The sequence below is a fragment of the Hymenobacter qilianensis genome (genome assembly GCF_014489555.1).
In the GTDB taxonomy this organism is placed as follows: Bacteria; Bacteroidota; Bacteroidia; order Cytophagales; family Hymenobacteraceae; genus Hymenobacter; species Hymenobacter qilianensis.
In genome coordinates this window covers 47,956-62,136 of record NZ_CP060786.1, presented here as the reverse complement: position 1 = coordinate 62,136, position 14,181 = coordinate 47,956, and the positions used below count along the sequence as shown (strand labels likewise).

The following is a 14,181-nucleotide window of genomic DNA, read 5'->3' as shown; positions in this document are numbered from 1 at the left end:
TCGCCACGGATGTTCGACCGGCTGATTCATTTCTCCATTCACAACAAGCTCATCATCGGAATACTGACCCTGGCCCTGGTGGCCTGGGGCAGCTACTCGTTAAGCCGGCTGCCGATCGACGCGGTGCCGGATATTACCACCAACCAGGTCGTCGTCTACACCGTGGCCCCCTCGCTGGCCGCCGGCGACATCGAGCGCCTCGTCTCCTTTCCCGTCGAGCAAAGCTTGGCCACCATCCCCAACCGGGAGGAAGTGCGCTCCTTCTCGCGCTTCGGCCTCTCGGTGGTGACCATTGTCTTCGAAGACGATGTCGACATTTACTGGGCCCGCCAGCAGGTCGCGGAGCGCCTGCGCGAAGCCGAAAGCCAGATTCCCGAAGGCATCGGCCGGCCCGAGCTGGCGCCCGTCACCACCGGCCTGGGCGAAATCTACCAGTACCTGGTGCGCGCCAAGCCCGGCTTCGAGAAAAAGTACGACGCCCGCGAGCTGCGCACGATTCAGGATTGGATCGTGCGCCGCCAGCTGCTGGGCACGCCCGGCGTAGCCGATGTGGCCAGCTTTGGGGGCCTGCTTAAGCAATACGAAATTGCCCTCGACCCCACGCGCCTGCGCTCCCTGAACGTGACCGTAGACCAGGTCTTCCAGGCCGTGGCCGCCAACAACCAAAACGCCGGCGGCGCCTACCTCGATCAGAAGCCTACGGCTTATTTTATCCGCACCGAAGGCCTGGCCGAGAACGCGGCGGACCTGGGCAACATCGTCGTGCGCAACACCCAGGGTGGCCTGCCCGTGCTGGTGCGCGACGTGGCCGACGTGCGCCTGGGCTCGGCCGTGCGCTACGGGGCCATGACCCGCAACGACGAAGGCGAAGTGACCGGCGGGCTGGTGCTCATGCTCAAGGGTGCCAACGCCAACGACGTGATTACGGCGGTAAAAACGCGCATGCAGACGGTGGAGAAATCCTTGCCCGAGGGCGTGGCCATCGACGTGTACCTGGACCGGTCCGAGCTGGTGGGCCGCGCCATTGGCACGGTGAAAACCAACCTGATGGAAGGCGCCCTGATCGTGCTCTTCGTGCTGGTGCTCTTCTTGGGCAACTGGCGGGCGGGCTTGGTCGTGGCCTCCGTGATTCCGCTGTCCATGCTCTTTGCGATTGCCATGATGCGCCTGTTCGGCGTGTCAGGCAACCTGCTCTCGCTCGGGGCCATCGACTTTGGCCTCGTGGTGGACGGCGCGGTCATCATCGTGGAGGCCATCGTGCACCGCCTGCACAACCACGTGGGCATGGCTTCCCCTCCGGAGGGTGCCAACGGCCGGCTGACTCAGAACCAGATGAACGAGGCCACCTACGAGGCAGCCTCCAAAATCCGCTCTTCGGCCGCCTTCGGGGAAATCATCATCCTCATCGTGTACCTGCCGCTGCTGGCGCTGGCCGGCATCGAGGGCAAGATGTTTGGCCCCATGGCCCAGACCGTGGCCTTCGCTATTGTCGGGGCTTTCATTCTCTCCCTGACCTATGTGCCCATGATGTCGGCGCTGGCCCTGAGCCGCAACACCCAGCACCAGCCCAACTTCTCGGACCGGATGATGCGCTGGCTGGAAGCTCGCTACCGCCCGGTGCTGGAGTGGGCGCTGCGCCGAAAAGCCGGGGTGCTGGCTTCGGCCGTGGCGCTGTTTGCCGGGTCCCTACTCTTGTTTCGCACCTTGGGCGGGGAGTTCATCCCCCAACTGGCCGAAGGGGACTTTGCCATCGAGATGCGCACCCTGACGGGCTCCTCGCTGAGCTACACCATCGACAAAAGCCAGCAGGCCGGGCCATCCTCAAACAGCAGTTCCCCGAAGTCCAGGAGGTGGTCGCCAAAATCGGCGCGGCCGAGATACCCACCGACCCCATGCCGGTGGAAGCGGCTGACGTGATGGTCATCTTGGAGAAAGACCAGGATAAATGGACGTCAGCCGACACGCAAGAGGAGTTGGCCGAGAAAATGGCCGAAGCTTTGGAAGTAATCCCGGGCGTCACCTTCGGCTTTCAGCAGCCCATTCAGATGCGCTTCAACGAGTTGATTTCCGGGGCCAAGCAAGACGTGGTGCTTAAAATCTACGGCGAAGATCTCGCCCAGCTGGCCACTTACGCCGAACGGGCGGCCCGCCTGGTGCGCCAGGTCGAAGGGGCCGAAGACGTGTACGTGGAGCAGGTCACCGGCCTGCCCCAAATCGTGGTCAAGCTGGACCGCAACCGCCTGGCCCGCTTTGGCCTAAACACGGACGACGTGAACCGCACGGTGCAGACCGCGTTTGCCGGGCAGACCGCCGGGCAGCTCTTCGAGCAGGAGCGCCGCTTCGACGTGGTGCTGCGCCTGGCCCCCGAGCTGCGCCAGAACATCAACCAGGTGCGGCAACTGCTCATCGCCACGCCGGCCGGCGAGCAGGTTCCCCTGGAGCAGGTGGCCACGGTCGACCTGCAGGAAGGCCCCAACCAGATTCAGCGCGACGACGCCAAGCGCCGCATCACGGTGGCCTTCAATGTGCGGGGCCGCGACGTGGAAAGCGTCGTGACCGAGCTGCAGGGCAAAGTGGACCGCCAGCTCCCGTTCGCCCCCGGTTACTACACCAGCTACGGGGGCCAGTTCGAGAACCTGCGCCAGGCCACCGAGCGGCTGAGCATCGCTGTACCCGTGGCCCTGGGGCTCATTTTCACCCTGTTGTTCTTCACCTTCGGCTCCCTCAAGCAGTCGGTGCTCATTTTCACGGCTATTCCGCTCTCGGCCATCGGCGGGGTGCTCGCCTTGTGGCTGCGGGGCATGCCCTTCAGCATCTCGGCCGGGGTGGGCTTCATCGCTCTGTTCGGAGTGGCCGTGCTCAACGGCATCGTGCTCATCGGCTACTTCAATCAGCTCAAAGAAGAAGGCCACAGCGACCTCTACCAGCGCATTCTAGAAGGCACCCAGGTGCGTTTGCGGCCGGTGCTGATGACGGCCACCGTCGCCTCGCTGGGCTTCCTGCCCATGGCCCTGTCCCAGTCGGCGGGCGCCGAAGTGCAACGCCCCCTGGCCACGGTGGTCATCGGGGGACTAGTCACGGCCACGCTGCTTACCCTGTTGGTGCTGCCCATACTCTACGCCCTGTCCGAGCGCAACGCTAAACCCCAGGAAGCGGGAAAGCGGCACCCTACGGCTGCCGTCCCGGTGTCGGTGGTGTTGCTACTGGCGCTGGCGGGGCTGCTTGGCAGCGCACCCGTCCAAGCGCAAGGGGCGCTGACGGCTACCCAGGCCGTGGGGCAGGCCTTGCAGGCCAACGGCACGGTGCAGGCCGCCCAACGTTCCCTGGAAGCCCAGCAGGCCCTGCGCCGCACCGCCGTCGATGTGGGCCGCACCACCATCCTGGGCACCTACGGGCAGGTGAACTCCCCCCTTTCCGACAACGTGCTCAGCATCGGCCAGTCGCTGGCCCTGCCTGGCTACTATAAGGCTCAGGCCGGCCTGAGCCAGGCCCAGATTGGAGCCCGGGAGCAGCAGCTTTTGCAGGTGCAGGCGGAGCTGCGCCGGCAAGTGCGCCTGAGCTACGAGCGGGCCGTGCACGCCCGCCACCGCCTGCGCACGCTGCGCGGGCAGGACAGCATCTACGCCGAGTTCTTGCGCTCCGCGCAATTGCGCTTCAAGACCGGCGAAGTAGCCCGCTTAGAGCCGGCTAATGCGCTGATTCAGCAGGGCGAGACCCAGAACCTGCTCACCCAGGCCCGGGCTGACTACGCCATCGCGCAGCGCCAGCTGCAGGCCCTGTTGCAAACGGCCCAGCCGGTGGCCATTGCCGACAGCACCCTGCGCCTGTTGCCCGTTTCCCCGCCCCCGCCGATACGGCGGCGCTAGCCGCAACCCCCCAGGCCCGGGTGCTGCTGCAGCAGCTGGCCGAGCGGCGGGCCGAAACCCGGGTGGAACAAGCCCAAGGGCTGCCTCAGGTGACGGTGGGCTACACCAACCAGTCCCTGCGGGGCACCTACGAGATAGAAGGGCAAACCTCGACCTACGGGGCCAGCGACCGCTTCCAGAGCGTGCAGGCCGGCGTAGCCATTCCGCTGGTGCGCGGACCCCAGAAGGCCCGGGTGCAGGCCGCCAAGCTGCAAGAGCAGGTCGCCACGACGGCTTACCAGCGCTATCAAGTCGAAGCCGCCGCTCAGCTCGACGAGCTGCGCCTGCGGCTGCAGGAGCAGCGCCAGCGGGTGCAGTTTTACGAGCAGACGGGCTTGCCCCAAGCCACGGTCATCGTGCGCCTGAGCCAGCGGGCTTATAAGGCCGGCGAAACCACCTACTCCGAACTGCTGCTCAACCTGGAGCGCGCCCTCTCAGTGCGTACGGCCTACCTCGACGCCGTGCTCCAGCATAACCAAACCGCCATTGACCTAGACTACCTGCTCGGCACGGCAGTCCAGTAACCCATCTCTCGACTTGATTTACATGAATAAAATTGCATCTCTGGTGCTGCTGTTGGCCCTGACCTTCCAGGCGGGCTGCAGTGCCGATAAGAAAGAAGGCGCGGACGCGGAACCTGCCACCGCCGCCAAAGCAGCAGAAGGCGAAGAAGCTTCCGACATGGTTACCCTCTCGGCGGCCGAGCAGCAGGCGGCCAGTCTGAAAACCGCCCGCCTAACTGACCGCCCCATGGGCGCCGGCCTAGCCGTGAATGGGACTCTGGACGTGCCGCCCGAAAGCGCCGTTTCCATTACCGCCCCGCTGGGTGGCTTCGTAGAAAATACCGAATTGCTGCAAGGCACCCGGGTACGCAAGGACGAAGTGCTGGCCACCATCCGCAACCCTGAGTTTGTGACCTTGCAGCAGGACTACCTGGAAACCCGCGCCCGCCTCGACTACGCCCGCACCGAGCTGGCCCGGCAGAAAGAACTCTACGAGCAGGAGGTAGCCCCCCAGAAAAACTATCAGCGGGCCCAAGCTGAGTACAACGCCCTGCAGGTGCAGACCAACGCCCAGGCGGCCCGGTTGCGGCTGGCCGGCCTGCCCGTAGGAGGGAAGATGGTAACCACTGCGACTGTTCGCGCGCCGCGGGCTGGCTTTGTGCGGGCCGTCAACGTGACGGTGGGCCAGGCCGTGACCGCCACTGAGGCGATGTTTGAAATTGTGGACCCCGAGCACCTGCACGTGGAGCTCACCGTCTTCGAGCGCGACGTGGCCCGGGTGCAGAAAGACCAGCTCATTCGCTTCACCCTGGCCAGCGACTCCACCGGCTCCCACCGCGAGCGCACGGCCCGGGTGTACCTGGTGGGCAAAGCCATCGGCGCGGACCGCACGGTGCTTGTGCACGGCCACCTCGACCAGGAAAACGACCCGGCGCTGCTGCCCGGCCTTTACGTGCGGGCCCTGATTGAAACGGGCCGCACCCAGGCCCCTACCCTGCCCGACGCGGCCCTGGTGCGCTTCGAGGGCCGGAACTACGCCTACGCCGTGGATGGGCCCGGGCGCTACCGGATGGTGCCCGTGACTCTGGGCCGCAGCGAAGATGGCTTCACCGAAGTCCTCCTGCCCGAAGGGGTGCCGGCCACCACTACCTTCGTCACGGACGGCGCGTACTCGCTGCTGGCCAAGATGAAAAACGCCGAAGAGGAAGAATAGTCATGGCCCACCCTCTCGAAGACACTTTAATCGCTAAGCAGATAACGCCCACCGCCATGCGCTTGCTGGTCCTGGACGTGTTAGTCCAGCACGCGGCGGCGCTGAGTCTAGCCGACGTGGAGGAACTGCTCGGGCATGCCGACCGCATCACCGTGCACCGCACCCTGAAAACGTTCACCGATAAGGGCTTGGTGCACCGCATTGAGGACGGCAGTGGCGCCGTGAAGTTCGCCCTGTGCGAGCCCAGCTGCACGCCCGAGCACCACCAGGATTTGCATGTGCATTTCTTCTGCACCCGCTGCCGGGAAACCGCCTGCCTACCCACAGTGGCCGTGCCGGTCATTCGCTTGCCCGGCACCTACCAGGTGCAGGAAACTAGTCTGGTGATGAAGGGCCTGTGTGAACGTTGCGTGAACGACTTGCCAACCGCTGCCCCAACAATGCAATAGCATTGCATCGCCCGGAGCCCGAGGTTTGTCTTCGTAACCGGCGGTGCTTTTTCCCTGACCCGCTTCCCATGCTAGAACTACTCATCGGCGCCCTTGTGCTAAGTCTACTCCACGCGTCCATTCCCAACCACTGGGCGCCGGTGCTGGCCGTGGCGCGGGCCGAGGGCTGGCCCCTGCGGCGGGCGGTGGGGGTGACGCTGGTCGCTGGGCTGGCCCACGTGCTCAGCACTGTAGGCATCGGGCTGATGCTGGGCCTGCTGGGCTGGCGCCTCTCGGCCCGTTTCGAGCAGTTTGCCAGCTGGGTAGCGCCGCTGCTACTCATCGCCATCGGCCTGCTCTACGCCTTTTCCGGGCCTGGTCACACCCACCCCGACCCGCGGCCACTGAGCCGGCGCCCGCCGCGCCGGCGCCTGGTAGTAGGGCTGGCCGCGACCATGTTTCTGGCCCCCTGCCTGGAGATTCAGACCTTCTTTCTGGCTGCTGGCACCCACGGGCCGGCAGCCCTGGCCCTGATCATGAGCGTGTACCTGCTAGCCTCCGTGTCGGCTATGTGTGCGCTGGTAGCGCTGGCCCACCGCAGCCTGCAGCGCCTCAACGTCGACGGATTGGCCCGCCACGAGCGGCAGCTGACCAGCGCGGTGCTGGTGCTGGTGGGCCTCGCGGGCTTTTTCGTAGACTGGTAATCCACTGACCTCCAGCGACTTTGTTTTACTTGGAATTAACTTTCTGACTCATGCCTGACCCATCGATAGATAAAATTAACGAGGAACTGAACACTGCCAAGCAGGTGCAGCTGGAGAACGTGGGTGCCCTGACCCGGGACCAGCTCACTCCAGAGGCCTCGGCCAACCCACAGGGCCACGACGTGCCCGGCCACGACCACGCCCCGACCGCCGACACCAAGCCCGACGCGCACGCCGGCCATAGCCATGCCAGCGGCGATGACCACGACCACGGCCCTGCTGAAGCTAGCCCCTACTTGTGGCCGGGCGTCAGCCTCGTGCTGTTGCTCAGTGGCCTGGCGCTGGATTATTTCAGCGAGGAGGTGCCCTTTTTCACCGGCGCCATGCGCCTGGCCTGGTATGGGATAGCCTTTCTGCTGGTGGGCTGGAAAGTTATCCGCTCGGCCATTCAGAGTATCCCCTCCGGCAACGTGTTCAACGAGTTCCTGCTCATGAGCCTGGCCACGCTCGGTGCCTTCGCCATCGGCGAGTACCCCGAGGGCGTGGCCGTGATGCTGTTCTATACTGTGGGCGAATTGTTCCAGGACGCGGCCGTGAACCGGGCTAAGCGCAGCATCCGAGCCCTGCTCGAAATCCAGGCCACGGAAGTCACGGTGGTGCGCGGGGGCCAATCCTTGGTGCTGGACCCCAAGCAGGTCCAGTTAGGTGACACCATTGAGGTGAAGCCGGGCGAGAAAGTGGCCCTCGACGGGACCTTGACCCAGGGGCCGGCCAGCTTTAACACGGCGGCGCTCACGGGGGAGTCGGCTCCCCAAAGCAAGCAAACCGGGGACGTGGTGCTGGCCGGCATGATCAATCAGGAATCGCTGGTGCAGGTGCTGGTCACGGCCACCTATCAGGACACTAAGCTGGCTAAGATTCTGGCAATGGTACAGGACGCGGTGGGGCGCAAGGCCAAAACGCAGCTCTTCATCACCAAGTTTGCCAAAACCTACACGCCCATCGTGGTGGTGCTGGCCACCTTGCTCCTCGTGGTGCCCTACTTCGTCGTCGACGATTACGTATTCCGCACCTGGCTGTATCGGGCGCTGGTGTTTCTGGTGATTTCCTGCCCCTGCGCCCTAGTGGTGAGCATTCCGCTGGGCTACTTCGGGGGCATCGGGGCCGCCTCCCGCGCGGGCATCCTGCTCAAGGGCTCCAACTTCCTGGACGTGCTGCGCGAAATCGACACCGTGGTAATGGACAAAACCGGCACGCTCACCCAGGGCGTATTTGCCGTGCAGCACGTGCAGCCAGCACCAGGTATCGAGCCCGCCCAGCTGCTGAGGCTGTTGGGTGCTCTGGAAGCTAAATCTACCCATCCCATTGCCAAGGCTGTGGTCCAGCACGTGGGCTCCGCCGCTGCGAACGTGTCGGTGGAAAACGTGGAAGAAATTGCCGGCCACGGCCTGCGGGGCCGCGTAGAGGGCCGCGATGTGCTGGCGGGCAACGCCAAGCTGCTTACCAAATACGGGGTGGCCTACCCAGCCGACGTCGACCAGGTAGTAGACAGCATCGTGGTGGCGGCCCTGGATGGCCAGTACGCCGGCTACCTGACCGTGGCCGACGCCCCCAAGGCCGATGCTCAGCAGACCGTGCGCGAACTGCGGGCCGACGGCATCACCAAACTCGTGATGCTCTCCGGCGACAAGGACAGCATCACCCAGCGGGTAGCGAAGGAGTTGGGCATTGACGAGGCTCATGGGGGGCTGCTACCGGAAGACAAAGCGCGCTACGTGCAGCAGTACCTTAATGAGGGCCGCAAGCTGGCCTTCGTGGGCGATGGCGTCAACGACGCGCCCGTTGTCGCCTTAGCCGACGTCGGCATTGCCATGGGCGGCTTGGGCTCGGACGCGACTATCGAAACGGCGGACGTCGTGATTCAAACCGACCACCCCAGCAAGATTGCTACGGCCCGCCGCATCGCCCGGGCGACGCATACGGTCGTGTGGCAGAACATCTGGCTGGCGTTTGGCGTGAAAGCCGTAGTGCTAGCCCTGGGAGCCGGCGGCCTGGCCACCATGTGGGAAGCGGTGTTTGCCGACGTGGGGGTGGCTTTGCTAGCTATTTTGAACGCGGTACGCATTCAGCGCATGAAGTTTTAACCGATGCAAACCCTGTTTCTTCCTTCCCGCCTGCACCCCTACTTTCACCAGGAGCTACTCGCCGCCCGGGCGGCCTATGCCCGGCGGGATGCCGCCGACGCGTTTCATCATCTGGAGCGGGCGCACGTGCTGGGGCAGCGCTGGGCCGTGTCCCACACCCACGTGCACCTGCTCATGCTGGCGCACGGGCTACGGACGCTTAACCCGCGCGAAATCCTGGGGCAGTTGCCCCGTATCGTGTTTGGTTTCCTGGGCTCCATGGTTGGCCAGGTGCCCACGGGCAATACCGGGGGCGCCAACGTAAAAGCCGAGCAGCCCATGCCCATTCCCGAGGACTTGCAGCAACTGCTGCGGTAAGGCGGGTGGCGCGGAAGGCCCTCCGGATTTGTTTGACTGTTTGCTTGACGGATACCCCCCCAAGGCGTTGATATTGCTCGAAATTCTGGTTTATGCTCCCCAAAGACCTTACCCGCGACCTGAAGAGCCGCCTGAACATGCTGGCCGGCCAGCTCCACGGCATTGTGAAAATGCTGGACGCGGAAACCACCGAGCCCGAGCAGATTCTGGTGCAGTTCAAGGCCGTCACCAACGGGCTGAGCACCGCCGAGCACCTGCTGCTGGACGAGGTGTTTCGCAAGGGCTTGGCCCTGCAACTCGTCGACGTAGTGGGAGCTTGCCCCGGCGACTGTCAGGATGCCGGGCGCATTGAGGAGCTGCGGCACGAATTCCCGAACCTGACGGAAGCCGAGTTGACGCAGAAGATGCAGGAGCTGCGCGAGATTGGCGGGCGGCTGGAGCAGCACAATGCCGAGCGGGAGAAAAAAACTGGAAATAACGCTTGACCGACACCCGGGGAGCGGGCCGAGCTTTGTGCTATTACTTATCAACGCCCTTCCATGAAACGCATTATAGAAGTTTTCACCGCCGGGTGCCCCTTGTGCAGCCCCGTGGTTGAGTTGGTCAAAAGCACCGCCTGCAGCAGCTGCGACATCATCACCCATAACCTGACCGAGACCGAAGCGGGTAATCCGGCCCTGCGCCGGGCCCGCTTGCTGGGCGTGCAAACGCTGCCCGCCGTGGCCGTCAATGGCGCCTTGTTGGATTGTTGCCGCACGGAGGGCATCACCCGGGAAACCCTAGAACGGGCTGGTATTGGGCAAGCCGCCTAACGCTGGCCGTTTGCGACGGGGCGCGGCCCGTTTGTTCTTCGCCTGGCTGCCGTCCCCAGCCGGTTCACCTTACTCGTTTGTTCGATGAAACAGAAAGTTTTAGTCGTAGCCTCTGCCGTCCTGTTGGCCGGAGGGGCCGTGTTTGGCTTCACCAGCCCCGCCCCAACGGCGGACTGCCCTATGAAGGGTACCCCGGAGTGTCCCCTCCTAAAGGATTGCCCGGATAAGGGTACGGCAGCCTGTACGCTGGCCGGCGTACCCGCTTGCTGCGCGCAGAAGTAGGCGCGCTGTTTACCAATCCAAGCCTTAGGTAGCGTACTCAGGAAAGGCAACGCTTATCCGCTTGAATAGGCTGGGCAGCAATGCTCATACAGGTGCTACCATAGGTTGCCACACTTTTACCCTAAAACAGAATTTTTAGGGTAAAAGTGTGGCAATTCTAGTTTCAGACATAGGAGACTGGCAAGCAGTCCACTATGTCTGCTTTTTAGCCCACCGATACCCCGCCAGGATTCCCCAGCCTAGCCCAGCCAAACCAGCCATCACCAGGGGCACCGTTAACCAGGGGCTTGTTTTCGGCTTGGTGACCCTTAGAATGCCCCACAGCCCTTGGGGCACCATCCACTTGAGAATCCCATCGCGGTAGGCATGATCGCCCCGGTGCTGGGGCTGAAGGCAAAGGTGCGGACCGTCCCCGCCGAAATGGCGCCTTCGGACGACACCCAGCGCCGATGCGTCGGGGAAAGGAACCGCCATTCTGGCCACGCCACGCCGTGCACCGTGAAGCTATGGTTGCGGGGCTTGTCACAGGCGCCGAGCAGGTGCAGGTGCACGGTGCTTCTAACCGGCACCCGGAAGATCGGGGTAGCCGGGGAGTGTTTGGAGAGCAACTTGCCGTCGCGCCACTCCGGATCTGCGGGCTCGGAGCGGTAATTATACCCCTTCTGGCCCTGGTCTTCGTGGTCCGTTTCGTCTTCCCCGTGCCCGGGTGGTTCATCCGGGATGGGCCAGCGTAATTTACCTCGCCAATACAGCCGCAGGCCATTCTGCAGCAACAGCACTGCTTCCTCCACCCGTTGGGGTGGCATCCAGGGCCGCCGCACCACTACGGTTGCGCGCACGCCGTACCACGCTGACTCGGTACCTGTGGCGGTGGAGCGACCCTTTCGCACGCGGTAAGGCGTGGCAAAGCGGTCCTCGACAATGAGGGCCCCGATGAGCCCGTGATGGCGGTGGTTGCGCACGTCAGCCATATCCTGGAGCAGTATGGGCCCCAAGGGTTGATTGGCGTTAGTGTGGGGCGGCCGGTACGTATTCCAGGTATAGGTCACACTGTCGCCGGGCGCGGCCGTTTGCTCACCAAACAGCATGTTGCGTCCCACGTTGGCGCCGTCGCTGAAGCGAACATCGTAGCGCAGCAGATCGGCGTGCATGGATACCTGGGCCGACACCGGGCGCTGGGGTCGAGGGAGCGGTCCGGGTCCTTGCTCTTCCACCGGCACTTGCGGAGCAAACGGTTCCGGTCGGGGCATGAATCCCTCCGGCAGCTGATTCTCCACTGTCACCTGCACCCACTCACCCTCCCGACACCGTAGCACCAACGGTTCTGGTTTAGTCGGGGCCGGCACAAGGTGCTCGTGGCCGTAGGGCGGGGTGTAAGCGATTAGCTCGTAGATGAGACCGAACGGGTCGACCAGATCGGGCTCCCGGTACACCAGCCGCTTGGCTTTGACGGCGACGCGGAAGCGTCGCATCTGGAACACCGGGGGCGGCAGCGGCACGGCCGTGGGCAAAGCATCAAGGAGGACCAAGGGCAGGGGTTCCCTCGCCTCATCAACGGTTACGTCCTGCGGAAAAACCCGGATCAGCCCCCAGCAGCCCAGCCACAGATCGTCGGCCGCCGAGAGCTTGTAGAGGTAATCGCCCGCCCCGTAAGGTTCGCGATTGATGAAGGTAAAGGCTTCAGACAGGCCAAACGTCTGCTGGTTGCGCAGGGCCGAATCGGTGCTGCCCCGAAAGCGCTGCCAGCGCATGCCGTGGGTTTGGAAGCTGTGCTGTTCCTCGTGGGAACCCTGAATCATGCGAAACCAAATAGGGTCGCTTTCATAGGCTAGAAACCGGGTCGTATAGGGATCCCGGTTATAGGGCCCTAGCGACGTAAACCAATAAGCTGGATCCACCGTCAGTCCCCCTTCCCGGAGCCGTTCGTGAATCGGGTCGCTACGGTAATTCAAGGCCATCACGCCCTGGTCGCCGTGCCCGCCCGGATGATCGGGTGGGTTTAGGGGCCTGTCGTTCCGGTCCCACATCGGGATAAAGTCGGCGATGCCGAGGCAGAATTCCCGGAACGCCCGCCGGCCTTCAAACTCCTCGCGTAGCGTGACTATTGCTTGGAGCCCGCTGACAATCTCGTAACCCTGGACGTGATGAAAGAACCGGGCGTCGGTGGGTTCCACGAGCAGGGCGCCGAAGAGGCCGTGTTTCTGGCGGTAGTTGGCGAAGAGGTGATCGTGGAAAAAGATGGTCCCAAACTCCTGATCGAGCCACCAGCGGTAGACCATTTTCATGCCCACTACGGGGCCACTCATGTAGTTCCAGCCGGTACTGGCTCCGTCCGCGCAAATGGGATCAAACTTGACCATATGCACGTGCAGGGCGCACTCCCCTTCCCAGGCCCGCTTTGAACAGGGAGGGAAGGCCCGATCAAACGCCGTCTCCTCAATATCCAGCCGCGTCTGATTGTCCAGGGTCAAGTTTAGGATCTGCTGGTGCAGGGCGCGAAAAAACAGAGGCTCCTTGGGTATCGGGTTGTCCTCCGAATCACGTCGGGTATCAGGATCCTCCTCCGCATCCAGATAATACAAGTGCCCATGTTTATCATGCCAGCCGTAACCATTATAGTCAATGCGCTGCTTAGCAACGACTACATCGTGGCACACCTCGCGCTCCACGTTCCAGGTGTCAAACGTGGACCGCCACTGGGCTGCTTGCTGCTGGGCAAACGGATTGCGGGTAAACATCTCCCCCGGGACGGGACAGGCATTGAAGGCATTGCGCTCCAACCGCGTCGGCACCGGGCGGTAATTAAAATCGGCCGGCATGTCCGCCGCCAGCAGCGAGTCAAATGGGTGGCACCGTTGCTCCCTAGCCTGCCAGGGCCGGTCAGGCCAGGGCGGGATGGGCGATTTCTGCCGTAGTTGACCGGGGATGTAGAGGGGATAGCCCGGGTGCGTGCTCGTCGGGGCGGGCGGAGGAACCCGATCGGGCAAGGGCAACAGGCGCTCAATGCGCGTCCTGTCTGGGTACCTTCCGATCTGCCGGCCGGCATATACACTCCCGGGCAGTTCACTGCCCGCGAGCCAAGGGCCGAGGGCGCCGGTCTGCAGGGTTTCAAAGGTGCGAAACAAGCCCCACATGCCTTCGTGAAAATGCGGATACAGGTGGCAGTGCCAAATGATGTCACCCGCTACTTGGTGGCGATTGCCGGCCCCCCACACGGGTTCAATCGTGTGGGCCGTCTGGGGGCTGACGGAAATGGCATCGATGCGCGGGGATCCGTTGAACTGCCCGGTATAATCTGTAGCCTCCGGCACGGCATGCCACTCGTAGAGGTGCAGGTGAAAGACGTGGGTTTCCTTGACCCCCGCGTGCACAAAGCGAATGCGCACGGGGTCGCCGATGTAGGCTTTCAGAATCGGCGTGGCCGGGTCCCCAAACATCCAGGAGCTGTGATGCTGCTCCTCGTTGAGGACGGGCCGACCCTGAAAGTTGTGGCCGGTGCGCTCCAGCCGCCACAACTTGTGCTCTCGGTTTATCATAGGCTCAGCGCGGTAGGAAACCGGCATGATCGGCGGCAGGCCGTCGCGGCACCCGTGATCGCCGTGCCCGCCGCCCGAACCTGGGTGGGGACACGGGTCTTCTTCCGGTTCCTCATCATGGGAGGGGCAAAACTCGGGCTCGTCGTGAAAAAAGATGACAAACTCGCGGTGGCCGACGGCGTGAAAATCGGGATAGGCGATGGGGGCGGCCAATGATGGGTAGGCAGCTGGGTCGGGGAGATAGTCACGTCGGGGTTCTGCGCGTCTCCCTCCGGCAACACGTCCAGGTACAGCCCA

Annotated in this window: 9 protein-coding genes and 1 pseudogene; 9 read left to right on the top strand and 1 reads right to left on the bottom strand. The window is 63.7% G+C overall.

Annotation, left to right across the window (positions count from 1 at the left end; genetic code table 11):
• The first annotated feature begins 9 nt into the window (after window positions 1-9).
• The 9 genes and pseudogenes from H9L05_RS22030 to H9L05_RS21990 all read left to right on the top strand — a co-directional run bounded on the left by H9L05_RS22030 (window position 10) and on the right by H9L05_RS21990 (window position 10,348).
• Window positions 10-4,429: pseudogene (locus tag H9L05_RS22030) on the top strand (CusA/CzcA family heavy metal efflux RND transporter).
• A 22-nt stretch (window positions 4,430-4,451) separates the two neighbouring features.
• Window positions 4,452-5,621, top strand: coding sequence for an efflux RND transporter periplasmic adaptor subunit (locus H9L05_RS22025; protein ID WP_187734520.1), 1,170 nt, complete (start codon window positions 4,452-4,454; stop codon window positions 5,619-5,621).
• Between the two features lie 2 nt (window positions 5,622-5,623).
• Window positions 5,624-6,070, top strand: a complete 447-nt coding sequence (locus H9L05_RS22020; protein ID WP_187734519.1) for a Fur family transcriptional regulator — start codon at window positions 5,624-5,626, stop codon at window positions 6,068-6,070.
• A gap of 68 nt (window positions 6,071-6,138) precedes the next feature.
• Entirely contained in the window at window positions 6,139-6,753 is a 615-nt protein-coding gene (locus H9L05_RS22015) for a hypothetical protein (RefSeq protein ID WP_187734518.1), read from the top strand.
• A gap of 50 nt (window positions 6,754-6,803) precedes the next feature.
• Window positions 6,804-8,897 carry a heavy metal translocating P-type ATPase gene (locus tag H9L05_RS22010; RefSeq protein WP_223285040.1) on the top strand — a complete coding sequence of 698 codons (2,094 nt, stop codon included), beginning with the start codon at window positions 6,804-6,806 and terminating at the stop codon, window positions 8,895-8,897.
• Window positions 8,898-8,900: 3 nt separating this feature from the next.
• Entirely contained in the window at window positions 8,901-9,254 is a 354-nt protein-coding gene (locus H9L05_RS22005) for a DUF3703 domain-containing protein (RefSeq protein ID WP_187734608.1), read from the top strand.
• A gap of 92 nt (window positions 9,255-9,346) precedes the next feature.
• On the top strand, window positions 9,347-9,739 hold the full coding sequence (locus tag H9L05_RS22000; protein WP_187734607.1) for a metal-sensing transcriptional repressor: 393 nt from the start codon (window positions 9,347-9,349) through the stop codon (window positions 9,737-9,739).
• 54 nt (window positions 9,740-9,793) lie between these two features.
• The gene (locus H9L05_RS21995; protein ID WP_187734606.1) at window positions 9,794-10,066 is read left to right on the top strand and encodes a glutaredoxin; all 273 of its coding nucleotides are present in this window, start codon (window positions 9,794-9,796) and stop codon (window positions 10,064-10,066) included.
• An 84-nt stretch (window positions 10,067-10,150) separates the two neighbouring features.
• Window positions 10,151-10,348, top strand: coding sequence for a hypothetical protein (locus H9L05_RS21990; protein WP_187734605.1), 198 nt, complete (start codon window positions 10,151-10,153; stop codon window positions 10,346-10,348).
• A 308-nt stretch (window positions 10,349-10,656) separates the two neighbouring features.
• Here the strand turns inward: H9L05_RS21990 and H9L05_RS21985 are convergent, their stop codons facing one another.
• Entirely contained in the window at window positions 10,657-14,097 is a 3,441-nt protein-coding gene (locus H9L05_RS21985; protein WP_223285039.1) for a multicopper oxidase domain-containing protein, read from the bottom strand.
• Window positions 14,098-14,181 lie beyond the last annotated feature (84 nt).

Bases quoted from the DNA above. Each gene is read 5' to 3' on its own strand.
- H9L05_RS22005 (WP_187734608.1), top strand. From the start codon at position 8,901: ATGCAAACCCTGTTTCTTCCTTCCCGCCTGCACCCCTACTTTCACCAG.
- H9L05_RS21995 (WP_187734606.1), top strand. From the start codon at position 9,794: ATGAAACGCATTATAGAAGTTTTCACCGCCGGGTGCCCCTTGTGCAGC.
- H9L05_RS22000 (WP_187734607.1), top strand. From the start codon at position 9,347: ATGCTCCCCAAAGACCTTACCCGCGACCTGAAGAGCCGCCTGAACATG.
- H9L05_RS22015 (WP_187734518.1), top strand. From the start codon at position 6,139: ATGCTAGAACTACTCATCGGCGCCCTTGTGCTAAGTCTACTCCACGCG.
- H9L05_RS22025 (WP_187734520.1), top strand. From the start codon at position 4,452: ATGAATAAAATTGCATCTCTGGTGCTGCTGTTGGCCCTGACCTTCCAG.
- H9L05_RS21990 (WP_187734605.1), top strand. From the start codon at position 10,151: ATGAAACAGAAAGTTTTAGTCGTAGCCTCTGCCGTCCTGTTGGCCGGA.
- H9L05_RS22010 (WP_223285040.1), top strand. From the start codon at position 6,804: ATGCCTGACCCATCGATAGATAAAATTAACGAGGAACTGAACACTGCC.
- H9L05_RS22020 (WP_187734519.1), top strand. From the start codon at position 5,624: ATGGCCCACCCTCTCGAAGACACTTTAATCGCTAAGCAGATAACGCCC.